The sequence below is a fragment of the Streptomyces sp. NPDC001270 genome (assembly GCF_042896695.1).
In the GTDB taxonomy this organism is placed as follows: Bacteria; Actinomycetota; Actinomycetes; order Streptomycetales; family Streptomycetaceae; genus Streptomyces.
On sequence record NZ_JBIAXM010000013.1, the window covers coordinates 121,725 to 137,115 of the forward strand.

The 15,391-nt window shown below is 70.8% G+C and carries 12 protein-coding genes and 1 tRNA gene; 4 read left to right on the top strand and 9 right to left on the bottom strand.

Features of this window, described 5'->3' with window-relative positions; all coding sequences use genetic code 11:
* Positions 1–35: 35 nt before the first annotated feature.
* The 6 genes from pth to ACFY2B_RS22795 all read right to left on the bottom strand — a co-directional run bounded on the left by pth (position 36) and on the right by ACFY2B_RS22795 (position 5,203).
* On the bottom strand, positions 36–632 hold the full coding sequence (gene pth / locus ACFY2B_RS22770) for an aminoacyl-tRNA hydrolase (protein ID WP_390764905.1): 597 nt from the start codon (positions 630–632) through the stop codon (positions 36–38).
* A 77-nt stretch (positions 633–709) separates the two neighbouring features.
* Positions 710–1,306 carry a 50S ribosomal protein L25/general stress protein Ctc gene (locus ACFY2B_RS22775; protein WP_390764906.1) on the bottom strand — a complete coding sequence of 199 codons (597 nt, stop codon included), beginning with the start codon at positions 1,304–1,306 and terminating at the stop codon, positions 710–712.
* A 266-nt stretch (positions 1,307–1,572) separates the two neighbouring features.
* The gene (locus tag ACFY2B_RS22780) at positions 1,573–2,553 is read right to left on the bottom strand and encodes a ribose-phosphate diphosphokinase (protein ID WP_376532042.1); all 981 of its coding nucleotides are present in this window, start codon (positions 2,551–2,553) and stop codon (positions 1,573–1,575) included.
* A 132-nt stretch (positions 2,554–2,685) separates the two neighbouring features.
* On the bottom strand, positions 2,686–4,134 hold the full coding sequence (gene glmU, locus ACFY2B_RS22785; protein WP_390764907.1) for a bifunctional UDP-N-acetylglucosamine diphosphorylase/glucosamine-1-phosphate N-acetyltransferase GlmU: 1,449 nt from the start codon (positions 4,132–4,134) through the stop codon (positions 2,686–2,688).
* 110 nt (positions 4,135–4,244) lie between these two features.
* Positions 4,245–4,319: transfer RNA gene (locus ACFY2B_RS22790), tRNA-Gln, on the bottom strand.
* 23 nt (positions 4,320–4,342) lie between these two features.
* Positions 4,343–5,203 (bottom strand): hypothetical protein, encoded by an 861-nt coding sequence (locus ACFY2B_RS22795; protein WP_390764908.1) that lies wholly within the window; start codon positions 5,201–5,203, stop codon positions 4,343–4,345.
* A gap of 166 nt (positions 5,204–5,369) precedes the next feature.
* Between ACFY2B_RS22795 and ACFY2B_RS22800 the strand changes: the two genes are divergently transcribed.
* On the top strand, positions 5,370–6,683 hold the full coding sequence (locus ACFY2B_RS22800; protein ID WP_390764909.1) for a sensor histidine kinase: 1,314 nt from the start codon (positions 5,370–5,372) through the stop codon (positions 6,681–6,683).
* A 227-nt stretch (positions 6,684–6,910) separates the two neighbouring features.
* Here ACFY2B_RS22800 and ACFY2B_RS22805 read toward each other — a convergent pair whose 3' ends face one another.
* Together ACFY2B_RS22805 and ACFY2B_RS22810 are read right to left on the bottom strand one after the other, a co-directional pair.
* Positions 6,911–7,420, bottom strand: a complete 510-nt coding sequence (locus tag ACFY2B_RS22805; protein ID WP_390764910.1) for an SUKH-3 domain-containing protein — start codon at positions 7,418–7,420, stop codon at positions 6,911–6,913.
* Between the two features lie 64 nt (positions 7,421–7,484).
* Positions 7,485–8,036, bottom strand: coding sequence for a YwqJ-related putative deaminase (locus tag ACFY2B_RS22810; RefSeq protein ID WP_390764911.1), 552 nt, complete (start codon positions 8,034–8,036; stop codon positions 7,485–7,487).
* 299 nt (positions 8,037–8,335) lie between these two features.
* On the opposite strand from ACFY2B_RS22810, the gene ACFY2B_RS22815 reads away from it, so the two are divergent.
* The 3 genes from ACFY2B_RS22815 (at position 8,336) to ACFY2B_RS22825 (ending at position 13,548) form a co-directional block, all read left to right on the top strand.
* Positions 8,336–9,364 (top strand): SMI1/KNR4 family protein, encoded by a 1,029-nt coding sequence (locus ACFY2B_RS22815; protein ID WP_390764912.1) that lies wholly within the window; start codon positions 8,336–8,338, stop codon positions 9,362–9,364.
* A gap of 7 nt (positions 9,365–9,371) precedes the next feature.
* Positions 9,372–12,497, top strand: coding sequence for an SUKH-4 family immunity protein (locus ACFY2B_RS22820; protein WP_390764913.1), 3,126 nt, complete (start codon positions 9,372–9,374; stop codon positions 12,495–12,497).
* 163 nt (positions 12,498–12,660) lie between these two features.
* Entirely contained in the window at positions 12,661–13,548 is an 888-nt protein-coding gene (locus tag ACFY2B_RS22825) for a cellulose-binding protein (RefSeq protein WP_390764914.1), read from the top strand.
* 214 nt (positions 13,549–13,762) lie between these two features.
* Here the strand turns inward: ACFY2B_RS22825 and ACFY2B_RS22830 are convergent, their stop codons facing one another.
* Positions 13,763–15,256 (bottom strand): MFS transporter, encoded by a 1,494-nt coding sequence (locus ACFY2B_RS22830; RefSeq protein ID WP_390764915.1) that lies wholly within the window; start codon positions 15,254–15,256, stop codon positions 13,763–13,765.
* Positions 15,257–15,391: the final 135 nt, after the last annotated feature.

Genomic DNA, 15,391 nt, shown 5'->3' on the forward strand with positions numbered 1-15,391 from the left:
GACCCCGGTCACCCGTCCCTCCCCGGAGGCGCTGCTCACGAGTTGTAGGCGCTCTGCGCCCGCTCCAGCCCCTCGGCCACCAGACACTCCACCGCGTCCGCCGCACGGTCCACGAAGTAGTCCAGCTCCTTGCGCTCCGCCGACGAGAAATCCTTCAGCACGAAATCGGCCACCGGCATCCGCCCCGGCGGCCGGCCGATCCCGAACCGCACCCGGTGGTAGTCCGACCCCATCGCCTTCGTGATCGACTTCAACCCGTTGTGCCCGTTGTCCCCGCCGCCCAGCTTCAGCCGCAGCGTCCCGTAATCGATGTCCAGCTCGTCATGGACCGCCACGACGTTCGCCACCGGCACCTTGTAGAAGTCCCGCAACTGGCTCACCGGGCCACCCGACAGATTCATGTACGACTGCGGCTTGGCCAGAATCACCCGCCGGCTCCCCGGGCCCACCGGACCGATCCGGCCCTCCACGACCTGCGCCTGCGCCTTCTGCGCACGCTTGAACTTCCCCCCGATCCGCCCCGCCAGCAGATCGGCCACCATGAACCCGACATTGTGCCGGTTCATCGCGTACCCGGGTCCCGGATTGCCCAGCCCGACGATCAGCCAGGGGGCACCTACAGGGGTGGTCACGGCCTTCTCCTTCACACACAACAGCCGCCGCTCCCCCCAGGGAGCGGCGGCTGGAGCCTATACCGCCGAACCGCCGATCACGCCTCGGCAGCCGCCTCCTCGCCCTCGGCGGCCTCCTCCGCGGCCTCCTCGGCCTGCGCGGCCAGCACCTGGAGGACCACCGCGTCCTCCTCCACCGCCAGCGTCACACCCGACGGCAGGACGACGTCCTTGGCCAGGACCGAGGCACCGGCCTCCAGACCCGCCACGGACACCGTGACGGCCTGCGGGATGTGCGTGGCCTCGGCCTCGACCGGCAGCGCCACCAGCACGTGCTCCAGCAGGTTGCCACCCGGGGCCAGCTCGCCCTCAGTGTGCACCGGAACCTCGACCGTGACCTTCTCGCCCCGCTTGACCAGCAGCAGGTCGACGTGCTCCAGGAAGCCCTTCACCGCGTCGCGCTGCACGGCCTTCGGGATCGCCAGCTCGTTGCCCTTGCCGTCGATGTCCAGCGCGATCAGGACGTTCGGCGTACGCAGCGCGAGCAGCAGCTCGTGACCCGGCAGGGTCAGGTGCAGCGGCTGCGAGCCGTGACCGTACAGCACACCCGGAACGTTGTTGTCACGACGGATACGACGCGCGGCACCCTTGCCGAACTCGGTACGCGTCTGAACGGCGAGCTTCACCTCGGACATGATCACTCCTCGTAGAGGCAGTAGGACTGCGGGCACCCCGGCCCACTCGAAGCCTGGGGAAGGTCACCCGGCCACGAACGGCCTGCTACGAAGAGCGCGTCGATAACGGACCACCGCACCCCGCCCAAAACGGGACACGGCCTCCCTCGCCGAGCAACCCGAGCAGTCTACTCGGCGAGGAAGGCCACACCCAAAAGGATCTTCAAGCCGGCGACGCCCCGGCCCCACCCGGCGGAAAAACGCTCAGCCGGACCCCTGCAGAAACCTCACTGCTCGTCGAAGAGACTGGTCACCGAACCATCCTCGAACACCTCACGCACCGCACTCGCAATCGTCGGAGCGATCGACAACACCGTGATCTTGTCCAGATCCCGACCCAGCTCACCCGGCGTCGGCAACGTGTTCGTGAACACGAACTCACCCACCCGCGAGTTCTTCAGCCGATCCGCCGCCGGACCCGACAGCACACCGTGCGTCGCCGTCACGATCACATCCTCCGCACCATGCGCGAACAACGCGTCCGCAGCCGCACAGATCGTCCCACCGGTGTCGATCATGTCATCGACCAGCACACACACCCGGCCCTTGACCTCACCCACCACCTCGTGGACCGTCACCTGATTCGCCACGTCCTTGTCCCGACGCTTGTGCACGATCGCCAGCGGCGCCCCCAACCGGTCACACCACCGGTCCGCCACCCGGACCCGGCCGGCATCCGGAGAAACCACCGTCAGCTTCCCCCGGTCCACCTTCCCGCCCACATAATCCGCCAGCAGCGGCAACGCGAACAGATGATCCACCGGACCATCGAAGAAACCCTGGATCTGATCCGTGTGCAGATCCACGGTCAGGATGCGGTCCGCACCCGCCGTCTTCATCAGATCCGCGATCAACCGCGCCGAGATCGGCTCACGCCCACGGTGCTTCTTGTCCTGACGCGCATAACCGTAGAACGGCACGATCACCGTGATCGAACGCGCCGACGCACGCTTCAACGCATCGATCATGATCAACTGCTCCATGATCCACTTATTGATCGGCGCCGTATGGCTCTGAATCAGAAAACAATCCGCACCACGAGCCGACTCCTGGTACCGGACATAAATCTCACCATTGGCGAAATCGAAGGCCTTCGTCGGGACAACCCCGACCCCCAGTTGATGGGCGACCTCCTCAGCAAGCTCGGGGTGGGCGCGGCCGGAGAAGAACATCATCTTCTTCTCGCCGGTCGTCTTGAACCCGGTCACAGCACTGTCTCCTCAGAGGTGTCGCCAGCCCTGCGAGCAACCCCCCAGAACAACACAAGAGAGGTCCACTCGGCTGGTGGGTGCGGATGTGCACTTATCACGGTACGCCGTCTTCCACGTACCCGTTTCCGGTCAGTCTTCGCTACGCCCCTGCCCCGACGCCGCCTCCGCCGCCTTCGCAGCAGCACTCCCCGGACGCTTACGCGCCACCCACCCCTCGATGTTCCGCTGCTGACCACGGGCCACAGCCAACGAACCAGGCGGCACATCCTTCGTGATCACAGACCCCGCAGCCGTGTACGCACCATCCCCCACCGTGACAGGCGCCACAAACATGTTGTCCGCCCCAGTACGACAATGCGACCCCACCGAAGTGTGATGCTTGTCCTGCCCGTCATAGTTCACGAACACACTCGCCGCACCGATGTTCGTGAACTCACCAATCGTCGCATCACCGACATACGACAGATGCGGCACCTTCGTACCCTCCCCGATCCGGGCATTCTTCGTCTCCACGAACGTACCCACCTTCCCCCTCACACCAAGCCGCGTACCCGGACGCAGATACGCAAACGGACCCACACTCGCCCCCGCCCCGATCTCCGCCCCATCCGCCACCGTCGCATCCACCCGCGCACCCGCACCCACCACCGTGTCCGTCAACCGCGCACGAGGACCGACCACCGCACCCTCAGCCAACACCGTCGAACCACACAACTCCGTACCAGGATGAACCACCACATCCTGCTCGAAAGACACCGTCACATCGACCCACGTCGTCGCCGGATCCACCACCGTCACACCCGCCAGCATCGCCCGCTCCAACAACCGGTCATTCAGAATCCGACGCGCCTGCGCCAACTGCACACGATTGTTGATACCGGCGATCTCCCGATGATCACCCGCCACACAAGCACCCACCCGATGCCCCGCCTCCCGCAGGATCCCGAGAACATCCGTCAGATACTCCTCACCCTGACTGTTGTCCCGACGCAACTTCCCCAGCGCCTGCGCGAGCAACTGCCCGTCGAACGCGAACACACCCGAATTGATCTCCCGGATGGCACGCTGCGCCTCATCGGCGTCCTTGTGCTCCACGATCTCCGTGACCGCACCGGAGACACCGTCACGCACGATCCGCCCGTACCCGGTCGCATCCGGCACCTCCGCCGTCAGCACCGTCACGGCATTGCCCTCGCCGTGATGCGCCGCCGCGAGCCGCTGCAACGTCTCACCCGTGAGCAGCGGAGTGTCCCCGCAGACCACGATCACCGTCCCGTCGACACCACCCCCCAGCTCCTCCACGGCCATCCGCACGGCGTGCCCCGTACCGTTCTGCCGGTCCTGCACGGCCGTCCGCGCCTGCGGATCCAGCTCGGCGAGATGCGCGGCGACCTGCTCCCGCGCGTGCCCCACCACGACGACCAGCTCCTGGGGGGCCAACTCACGTGCGGCGGCCAGCACATGGCCGACCAGGGAACGACCACAGATCTCGTGCAGGACCTTGGGTGTGGCCGACTTCATACGGGTGCCCTCACCCGCTGCGAGAACGACGACGGCGGCCGGGCGATTGGCGCTCACGGAGTTGCCCTTCGGCTTTGACGGGTTGGGGACATCCGCAGGATACCGGGGCGATTTGTTGGGGACATGAGAGCGGGCCCTGACTGGGGGGTCAGGGCCCGAACCTTGCGTGGCTCCCCCGCCAGGACTCGAACCCGGACAGATGGCACCAAAAGCCACAGTGCTGCCAATTACACCACGGGGGAACATTCTCAGCCAAACCGGACATTTAGTCGGTCTGTCGAGTGGCGCCTCCTACTATGCCGTACCAGGCGCCCTCGGCGCGACGATACAAGTCGGCGCTTCTGAGTACGTAGATGGTCAGACAGCCGTGGTACGCCTCCGACGTGTTCTTCCGGCTCGTCTTCGGGTTGTGCTTCTTGAGGGTGGTCCGCTGGAAGGCGGACGACGCCACGCCTACCAGTCCGGCCCAAAACTCTTCGGCGCCGATCACGTCGGCCGACTCGTGGATGCTCACCCGGAAGCGCAGACGTTCGCGCTCCACGCCGAGCACTTCGAGCCAGCGCAGGAACAGCCGGATGACATTCGGGTCACTGTTGATGAATTGCAGTCTCTCGCGACGGTTGTACGACTTGTCCTTGGCGCCCTCTGCCCAGTAGAGGATCACGCCCCCCAGGAACACCTCGCGGTCGGACAGGTCACCGATCGCTTGCTCGGCGACCGCCTTCGTCCGTCGGCGCTCCTCGTCGCGGCGGCGGAGCCTCTCCTCCCAGCCCTTGCGGGCGACGGCGGCTGCCTCTTCTGTGCTCCGCCTCCGTTCCGGCTTCGGCAGATCCCGGACCCACAGGGAGATCGAACTCTTCGAGCACCCCAGCTCCACCTGGATCCGGTCGTACGTCCAGCCCTGAAGGCGCAGTTCCCGGGCCCGGTCCCGCAGGTCGTCCTTCGCGTTCGGTCGTTTCGTCCAATCCGGCGGCGGCTCGCCTTCCAGGAGCCGGTTGAGGATGTCGTTGTTGTCGAGGTGCAGCCGGTCTCGGATCTGCCGTCGGCTGAGCCCCGTCCGCCGCAGCGCGACCGCCCGCTCTCGTAGTCCCTCGAAGTCGGCGTATTTGCCGCTCATCTGTTCCATGGACATACCGTCCGGCCGGAATGATCCGTTCCGGGGGGAGATGGGAATGGTTCAGCAGTTCGAGGGATATCTGTGGATTTCGCAGTCGTCCGCTTACGGAGTGTGGTGGGTGCGCATAGACGAAACTCACCGGAAAAGCGGCACCCGGCGCCCGTAGGCTGGACGCATGACCACGACGGGGGAATACCACACCGCGGCCCATGCCGGGCCGTGGTGGTGGGCGAGGTGGCGCAGTGCGGCGCTCGACGTGAGCCTTGCGGTGGTGTCGGCCGCGGAGTGCGGGGCGGAGGGTCTGCCGTTCGCCCGGGACGCGGGGATCCCGGTGCCGGTCGGGGTCCTGTTCGGGGTGTTGGCCGGTTCCGTGCTGCTGTTGCGCCGGAAGTGGCCCATCGCCGTCGTTCTCGTGGCGATCGCGATCACTCCGGCCCAGATGGGTTTCCTGATGGGCGTCGTCGGCCTGTACACCCTGGCCGCCGCCGAGCTGCCGCGCCGGATCATCGTGGCGTTGGCCGGGATGTCGCTGGTCGGGACGGCGATCGTCACGTTCGTGCGGGTGCGGCAGGACATGGCGCGTGGGGATCTGACGCTCGGTGACTGGTTCGAGCCGTTCGCGTCCATCACCACGTCGCTGGGGCTGACGGCTCCTCCGGTGCTGCTCGGGTTGTACGTGGGTGCGCGGCGCCGGCTGATGGAGAGTCTGCGGGAGCGTGCGGACAGTCTGGAGCGGGAGCTTCAACTGCTCGCGGAGCGGGCCGAGGAGCGGGCGGAGTGGGCGCGGGGTGAGGAGCGGACGCGGATCGCGCGTGACATGCATGACGTGGTGGCGCACCGGGTGAGTCTGATGGTGGTGCATGCGGCGGCGTTGCAGGCGGTGGCGCGGAAGGATCCGGAGAAGGCGGTGCGGAACGCGGCGTTGGTCGGGGACATGGGGCGGCAGGCGTTGACGGAGTTGCGGGAGATGTTGGGGGTGCTGCGTTCGGGGGACGGTGCGGTGCGGGGTCCGGCTCCGGTGCCGTTGGCGGCTGTGGGGGTGGCGGCTGCTGCGGCGGCGTCGCGGGCGGCGGTGGAGGACGGGGTGGGGGAGGGGCCGTGTCTGTCGGAGTTGGACGAGTTGATCGGGCAGTCGGCTGCCGCGGGGATGGTGGTGGATCTGTCGGTGGAGGGTGAGGAGCGGTCGTATGCGCAGGAGGTCGAGCGGACGGCGTATCGCGTGGTGCAGGAGGCGTTGACGAACGTCCACAAGCATGCGGCGGGTGCCAAGACGTATGTGCGGTTGGCGCATCGTAGGTCGGAGATCGCGATGCAGGTGGAGAACGAGCCGCCGCCCGAGTTGTCGTCGGCTTCGGTGGCGGGGTTGCCGTCCGGTGGCAATGGTCTGCTCGGGATGCGGGAGCGGGTTGTGGCGCTGGGCGGTGTTTTTGTGTCGGGGCCGACGGATGCGGGGGGTTTTCGGGTGTCGGCGGTTATTCCGGCGGTGTGAGCGGGCGTGCCCTTGCGGTTGGCGTTGGTGTCCGGTGTTGGTGGTGGTCGGCCGGGTGTTGGTGCGTGGATCGTTCGTGGGGGTGGTCGGGTGGTCGGGTGGTCGGGTGGCAGGGTGGCTGGTCGTGGGGTTCGGCTTGTGGTGGGGGCAGCTCGTGGTGGGTCGGGTCGTGTCGGGTCAGCCCGTGGTCGTTCGGTCCGTGGTGGGTCGTGGTGGGTCGTGGTGGGTCAGCCCGTGGTGGGTGAGCCTGTGGTCAGGCGGGTGGGCTGGGTGCCGGCGATGAGGGTGGTGAGGCCGCGGTCGATGTCGGGGCCGAGGTACCAGTCGCCGGTGTGGTCGAGGGCGTAGACGCGGCCTTCGATGTCGATGGCGAGGAGTGCGCCGGTGTCGGGTTCCGCGCCGAGGGGGCAGACCTCGGTGTCGAGGGCGCGGCCGAGGTCGCCGAGGGTGCGGGCGTGGTGCAGGCCGTGCAGGGGGTCGAGGTGGAGGGTGGCGGGGGCGACCTGGCGGCCGGGGCCGGTGGGGGTGATGTGGAGGCTGCCGAATTCGGCCCAGGCTTCGACCGCGGCGGGGAAGACGGCGTGGCGGTGTCCGGCGGGTGAGGCGTGGGCGCGCAGGGCGTCGGCCCAGATCTCGGCCTGGTGTATGGCCCAGCGTCCGGGTTGCCAGCCGGCGGCGCGCAGGGCGGCGTCGACGGGTACGGCGAAGCGGGTGGAGGTGGTGCGGTCGGTGTGCATCTGCCCTTTGTCGGTCGGGATCTTGGTGTGGTGCGGGTGGTGCGGGTGGTGGTCGGGGGTGGGGTCAGCGGGCTGTCGCGGCGGGGTCGATGATGCGGACGCCGAAGTGGTCGCTGAGGGCGGTGCAGGCGCGGCAGGGTGTGGCGAAGGCGCCGTGCAGGGGGTCGCCGTCCTCGCGTATGCGGCGGGCGGTGAGTTTGGCGTGTTTGAGGGCTTTGCGGGCTTCGCCGTTGGTCATGGGTTTGCGGGCGGCGCGTTTGCTGCGGGCGGCGTCGGCGGTGGTGATGTGGCGTGAGATGAGGATGGTCTCGGCGCAGCGTCCGGTGAAGCGGTCGCGTTGGTCGCTGGTGAGGGTGTCGAGGAAGTCCTGGACGAGGGGGTGCAGGGAGGGGCTGTGGTCGCCGCGGGCGGCGGTGCCGGTGAGGGTGTCGCCGCGTACGGAGAGGGCGGCGGCGACGGTCGGCAGGATGCCGTCGCGGCGGTGGAGCAGGGTGGGGACGTGGGGTGTTTCGGTGTGGCTCCAGCCGATGCGGGGGTCGCCCGACGGCCCGTCGCCGGTGCCGGCCCGTGCTTCGGCGCGGGCGTTCGCATGTGGTCCCGTCTGCGTCGCGTTCATGATCGTCTTTACCTCCCCGGGCATCCCCCGAAGGACACAGAGTGCCAAATGCCGTGGCGGGTGCGGAAGCTGGGGCGGTGCGACACGCCCGGTTTTGGGCAGGCTGTCACGGTGCGGTGACCTTTGGTCACGGAAGTGGAGGCCCGGTGACCGGTGCCGGTGTACCGCATAGGCTGTCGGCACCGCGATGGGTGCGGTCAACGCGTCGGTGACGTTGGAGAGACAGTCGGATACGGGTCGTGGCGCGCCGTGCGTGGTGTGGTCGTGGCTCGTACAGAGTGCCGCAGGGGGCAAGCGCCATGACGACAGGTCGGCCCGGTCTGGGGGCGCCACCCGGCCGCCAGGCTGGGGGAGGGGTCGCGCCGCCGAACGCGGCTTATGCCGGGCAGGTCGTGCACTTTCCGGATCCGGTGCGGGCGTCGCGGCATCCGAGAGGGGTGCGGGTCGATGAGCGTGGCTTTCCCGATTTCTCTCCTTATGCGCGTGCGGCGGCGGAGATCGCCGATCCGCCGGAGGGCTTCGGGGTCGATGAGTTGCGGCTGACTGACTATGTGTCGGCGAACGCGGCGTTGTCGGCGTCGGGGCACGAACTGTGGGACACCATCCCGGAGGTGGCCACTCCGCACGGCTGGACCTGGCATCACGTGGTGGGTTCGCGGCGTCTTGAGCTGGTTCCGGTCGAGGTGAAGGCGTTGTTGCGGCATCACGGTGGGGTGGCGACGGCCCGTGTCGACCAGGGCAAGCGGGGCACGCGGCCGTTGCAGGAGACGCGTCCGGCGCATTTCGGGCTGCCGAAGTCGGGTGTGGCGGTGACGGAGCAGCAGGTGCAGGGGGTCGAGGAGGAGCTGGGGTATCGGCTGCCGGGTGGGTACCGCTCTTTTCTGAAGGCGGCGGGCGGTTGTGCGCCGGTGGGTACGGCGTTGGACGCCGAGTTGGGGCTGTTGTTGGACCAGCCGTTCTTCACGGTGCGGGACGAGGCGGCGGTCAATGACCTGGTGTATGTCAACAAGTGTCTGCGTGATCATCTGACCAAGGACTATCTGGGGGTGGCTTTCGTCCAGGGCGGGCTGTTGGCGGTGAAGGTCAGGGGTGAGCGGGTCGGTTCGGTGTGGTTCTGCGTGTACGACGATGCGCGGGACGTGGATCCGGCGTGGCCGCCGGCGGAGCGGGTGGCGCGGTTGCTGCTGCCGTGCGGTGAGGATTTCGATGCCTTCCTGTCGCGGCTCGCGGGCAGTCCGCCGGAGTTGTCGACGGTGGCGAGTCTGATGGTGGACGGCGGTTTCGCGGATGCGGTGCCGGTGTCGTCGGCCGGGTCTGCGGGGGAGTGAGCTTGCGATGGTGACGTTTGCGCAGGCGCAGGAACGCGCGGAGGAGTGGATCAACGGGGATGTGCCCGCGTACCAGCATCGTGAGGTGCGGGTGCGGGAGTTCGATCTCGGTTTCGTGGTGTGGGGTGAGGACCGGGCCGCGGGGCCGCGTTCGGACGAGGGTGCCCAGCGGCTGGTGATCGCCCGGGACAGCGGGGAGGCCACGTTGTGGCCGGCGTTGCCGGTGGGGGAGGTGATCCGTCGGTTCGAGGAGGAGTACGGCCGGTCGGCGCACGAGGCCGGGGGGCCGCGGGCGCCTGCGGCGCGGGTGGATCTCCATCAGACGTCGTTCCTGCTGAGTCCGCCGGAGTGGTTGCAGGAGGCGGCGGACAAGCTGGGGATGTCGGAGGGGCGTTCGTCCGGGGGGTCTTCGGGGGGATCTTCCGGCGGTTCTTCGGGGGGTTCGCCGGGTGGGGGTGGGCTGCCGGGGTCGTCGGCCGGGGGTGTGGTGCCGCCGTCCGTGGCGCAGGGGTCGTCGGCGGGCGCGGGTGTGGTGTCGGGGGCGGGGGCCGGTTCCGGTGGGTCTTCTGGTGCGGGTTCCGGCGGGTCGGCCGGTACTGGCGGTACCAGCGTCGGCACCGGTACCGGTGCTGGGACTGGTGGTTCGTCCGGTACCGGGTCGGCGGCGGCCGGTGGTTCCGGTCCGAGGTGGCCGGCGGCCGGGGGTGCCGGTGACGGGGCGGGTGCCGGTGCGGTCTCGCCGTCCGTGCCCGTGGGGGCGACGCCCTGGACGGGTACGGACACCAACGCGGACTTCGGCGAGGACCGTTCCGTGCCGCTGCCCCAGACGGTGTTCGCGCCGCCGCTGGGCGACTCGGACGACGATCCCGAGCCGCCCGCCGTCGCGCCGGATGCGAGGACGGCCCTGATGCCGGGTGGCAGTCAACTGCCGCGTACGGCGATCGAGCCGCGCTCCGGCGTCCCGGGCGCGCCTAGGACGCCGGGCGGTCCTCAGGGCAGCACGCCGCCGCCCGTGCCGACTCCGCAGGGGAGCGCGCTGCCGCCTGCGCCGCCTGGTGCGCCGCGGGGCAGTACGCCGCCGGCCGCGCCGGGGGTGCCGCAGGGGAGCGTGCCGCCGCCCTCGCCGGTTCCGCCGCGGGGCAGTGCGCCGCCGGCTCCGCCGGGCGTGCCCTCGTACGGCTATCCGCAGGGGCCGGTGGCTCCCGGAGCCGCGGTGCCGGGTGCGGCGCCGGGTGGTCCTTCTCATCCGCAGGGGCCCACCGCGCCGCCTCCTGGCAGTACGCCGCTCGTGGCGGGCGCGGGTGACCTCACGGGCGCCGCCACGAGCAGGGCCGTGCCGCCGCGCCGTGGGGGCGGTGGTCCGGGTGGGCCGCCTCCGCCGCCGGGTGCTCCGGGCGGCCCGGGTGCGCGGCCGGGGAGCGCGCCCCCGCCCGCCGCGGGGCCCGGTACGCCGGGTGTGCCGCCGGGCGGTCACGCGCCCGCGCAGTTCGTGCCGCCGCACGGCGCCGACGGTCCGGGTGGTGCCGGTCCCGGTGCGTCCGGCGCACCGAAGCCGCCCGGTGCCCCGGGCGGCACCCCGCCCGGCACCGTGCACCACGCGGCCACCGTGTTCGCCGGCATGAACCGGCCGGACCTCGGCGACGGCACGGGTGGGGACGTCCCGCGGTCTCCCGGCGCCCCGCGGCCTGCGGGTGCTCCGCCGTCCCCGGGTGCTCCGGGCGTGCCGAACCCGTCGGCCGTCCCCGGTGCGCCTCCGGTACCCGGCGCGGCCCCCCAGCCGTCGGTGCACCATGAGGAGACCATGCTGGCCGCGCGCCAGGTGGCCGGCCCGGGCACGCCCGCGCCGCCGCAGGCGCCCGGAATGCCGCCGGGCCCGCCGCTGTCGATGCCGCCGGGTGCGGTCCCGCCGCCCGCCGGGCCGGCACCGGGGCAGGCTGGGTCGGGACAGCCCATGCCGGGCCGGCCGGTACCGGGCCGACCGGCTCCGCAGCAGTCCGTCCCAGGTCAACCCGCCGCAGGCCAGCCCGTACCGGGAGGCCCTCCGCCTGCTCAGCCCGTGCCGGGGCAATCCGTGCCGGGGCAGCCCGCCCCCGTACAGCCCGCCCCCGCACAGCCGTCCCCCGGGCAGCCCCCCGCGTACGGCTATCCGCAGCAGGCGCAGCCGACGGTCGGTCCGGGCTATCAGGCCGTGCTGCGCTATCGCGCGCAGGACGGTTCCGAGCAGCAGTTGATCCGGCGGTCTGCGCCGGGCATGCCGCACCCGGAGTGGCAGATCTTCCACGAGTTGCGTGCCATGAACGTCCCGCCGGACCAGGTGCTCGAACTCCACACGGAGCTGGAGTCCTGCGAACTGCCGGGCGCCTACTGTGCGCGGATGATCCGGGAGCAGTGGCCGCAGGCGCGGATCACGAGCATCGCGCCGTACGGTACGGACCACGCGAGCCGGCAGCAGGGCGTGCGGCAACTGCTCGCGCACCAGGGTGAGTTGCACCAGGTGGCGGACGGGCCCGCGCGGCCGGGGCCGGTGCGGGCGCCGCTGCCGCCGGTGCAGGTGGCGCCGCCGGTCCCGCCGGAGGGGATCGCGCAGGAGCTGGCGGCGGTGTTCGGGCCGGGCGTGTACCGGTTCGAGCAGGCCGCGGTGGACCGGCAGGGGGTGCCGCCGGTGGTGGCGCACACGCTGGTCGTGGCCGGGCTGCCGATGGACCTGGGTCCGTTCTTCTGGGCGCAGACCCAGCCGGGCCGCCCGGTGCCGACGCTGGCGGAGCTGGCGCAGGAGCGGGGGGTGCGGGCCGCTTTGGACGCGGCCTCGTACCTGGTGATGGGTACCGACTTCGGCCGGTCGGTCTGCGTGCAGTACGGCACGGCGAACATCGTCGCCGTGCCGATGGAGGCGGGGCCGGGCGGGGTGTCCGTGCCGCCGCAGTTCGTGAACACCGGGCTGCCGGAGTTCGTGCGCTGTCTGGCGCTGCTCGGCCGGATGTGGCGGCTGCGGTACGGGCTGAACCAGGAGCAGGCGGGCCGTTGGACCGTCGACTTCCAGGCGCAGCTCGCCTCGCTGGACCCGGCGGCGCTCGGTTCGCCGGAGAGCTGGTGGTCGGTGCTGCTGGAGCAGATGTGGGACGGCCTGTTGTAGTCGCGTCCAGGTGAGCCCGTGGGGCCGGGTCCGGTCGAGTGATCGGACCCGGCCCTTTCGCGTGTCGTAAACATTTGCGGCTGATTACTAGTTCTGCCTGTTTCATCCTGTTGTGCGTCGAAATCATGATGTCGTGTGTGTTCGACGGAGAGGGGTTCCCAGGATGAGCAGCGCATGGATGTCGTCGCACGGCTTCCTGACCGTCCGGGGGCGCGGCTACCGCGCGGGGCAGGTGGACGCGTACCTGGCGGCGCTCTCGCAGGAGCGGGACGCGGCGTGGGAGCGGGCTGCGCGGCTGACCGTACTGGCCAGGGACATGGAGGCGGCGGCGGACCGGCTGCGGGAGGCCGCCGCGGGGGCGGTGCCGCAGACGTACGAGACGCTCGGCGAGGGGCCGCGGCAGATCTTCCGGCTGGCCGAGGAGGAGGCGGCGGCGCTGCGGGAGTCGGCCCGGCAGGACGCGCGGGAGGTGGTGGCGCGGGCCGAGGAGTACGCGCTCGGCGTGCGTCGGCCGGCGGAGGAGGAGGCGGTCGTGGTCCGCGAGGAGGCCGAGGAACGGGCTCGTCGATTGCTGCTCGCGGCGCGGGCCGAGGCGGACGAGATCCGCATCGGTTGCCGGCGTGCGGTGAAGGAGCAGCGGGGTGAGGCCCTTGCCGCGCTGCGGGAGGTGCGGCAGCGGACCGCGGGGATGCTCGCCGAACAGACCAAGGAGCAGGCCGCGGTGTGGGCGGCGGTGGATCACGAGGAGCTTGAGCTGGCCGCGGCGCGGGAGACCGGGGACGCCGAGGCGGTGGTCCGGGCCGAGGCCGCGCTGGTCGCGGCGCAGCGGGAGCTCGGGGTGGCGCAGGAGGAGGCGCGCCGGTACCAGGAGGAGGCGCACGTGCGGGCCGCCGAGGTCGTCGCCGAGGCGCGGGTGCAGGAGGAGCGGATCGCGCGGGAGACCGAGCGGGTGCTGCGTGAGCACGGTGAGGTGTGGGACGAGATGCAGGCGCAGATGGACTGCGTGCGCGACAGCCTCACCTCCTTGACGGGGCGTACCGCCTGGGAGTGACCCGCGCCCGCGGCGGCCGGACGTCGTGCCTGGTCGCCATGCCCGGTCGTCATGGCCGTACGTCGTGCCCGGTCGTCGTGCCCGGTCGCCATGCCCGGTCGTCATGGCCGTACGTCGTGCCCGGTCGTCATGCCCGTGCGTCACGCCCGGTCTTCATGTCCGGCGTCCGTCCTTGTGGCAGGCCCTCGGGCGGAGCCGCGGGCGGTCGTCGCTGTCAGTCCTTCAGTACCGGGAAGCGGCGCGGGGCGAGGAGCAGCAGGACCAGGAAGGCCAGGGCCGCCGCGCAGGCCGCTCCCAGGTACACCGCGTGCACCGCGTCGGCTATCGCGTGCCGGGTGGCTTCCGCGGCGGTGCCGTCGTCCAGGGAGCGGGTGACCGAGTCCAGGTCGCCCGCGCCGCCGAGGCGGGCGGCCAGGACGCCGTTGGCGATGGCGCCGAACAGCGCGGCGCCGATGGTCTGGCCGGTCTGCCGGCAGAAGAGGATGGAGGCGGTGGCCGTGCCGCGCTCCGCCCAGCCGACCGTCGACTGGACGCCGACGATCAGCGGCAGTTGGAACAGGCCGAGCGCGGCGCCGAGCAGCAGCATCAGCAGCGTCGGCTGCCAGGCCGCGCCCGGGTAGGGCAGGAACGGGAACGCGAACAGGATCAGCGCGGCCGTGCCGATGCCGATCAGCGCGGTGTCGCGGAAGCCGATGCGCCGGTACACGTGCTGGCTCAGGGCCGCGGACACCGGCCAGGTCAGCGTCCAGACGGAGAGCACGAATCCGGCGGCCACGGGGGCGAGGCCCAGCACCGACTGCGCGTACGTCGGCAGGAACACCGTGGGTGCCACCATCAGCAGGCCCAGCGCGCCCAGGGCGAGGTTGACGGCCGCGATGGTGCGGCGGTGCCACACCCAGCCGGGGATGATCGGTTCCGCCGCCCGGCGTTCCACCCACACCACGACCGCGACCAGGGCGAGGCCCGTGGCGAACAGTGCGAGGGACGGTGCGGACAGCCAGGCCCAGGCCACGCCGCCCTGCACCAGCGCGGTCAGCAGCGCCCCGCCGCACGCGAACACCGCGAGCGCGCCGGCCCAGTCGATGCGCGGGGTGCTGCGCGGCTCGCGTGCGGGCTCGTGGAGGTGGCGGACGATGAGCCACAGGGCCGCCGCGCCGATGGGCAGGTTGACCAGGAAGATCCACCGCCAGTCCGCGTAGGCGGCGAGGACGCCGCCGAGTCCGGGGCCCGCGACCGCGGACACCGCCCACACCGTGGAGAGCTTGGACTGGATCTTCGGGCGTTCCTTCAGCGGGTACAGGTCGGCCGCGAGGGTCTGCACCGTGCCCTGTAGGGCCCCGCCGCCCAGGCCCTGCACGATGCGGAACGCGATCAGCGCCCCCATGTTCCAGGCGAGCGCGCACAGCAGTGAACCGATGAGGAAGACGATCGCGCCCGCGACCAGGACCGGTTTGCGGCCGAAGGTGTCGGAGAGCTTGCCGTAGACGGGGAGGGTGACGGTGACGGCGAGCAGATAGCCGGAGAACAGCCAGGAGAAGACGGAGAAGCCGCCGAGGTCGCCGACGATCTGCGGGACGGCCGTGGAGACGATGGTGGAGTCGAGTGCGGCCAGTGCCATCGCGAGCATGAGGGCCGCGACGACCGCGCCCCGACGGCTCGTTCCGGTCTGCTGAGCGGCGTCCCGTACCGCGGGTTTCGTGCGGCTCACCCGGAGTCCCTCCCCTGTTCTGTGGCCCTGTACAGCTGTTCGCCGTACACAGCTTCCCACTTGAGCCTGACGCCGCGGGAGGGCGCAGACTTCCTGGACGGGAGGGCGTGGACGTCCTGGGGGGAAGGGCGTGGA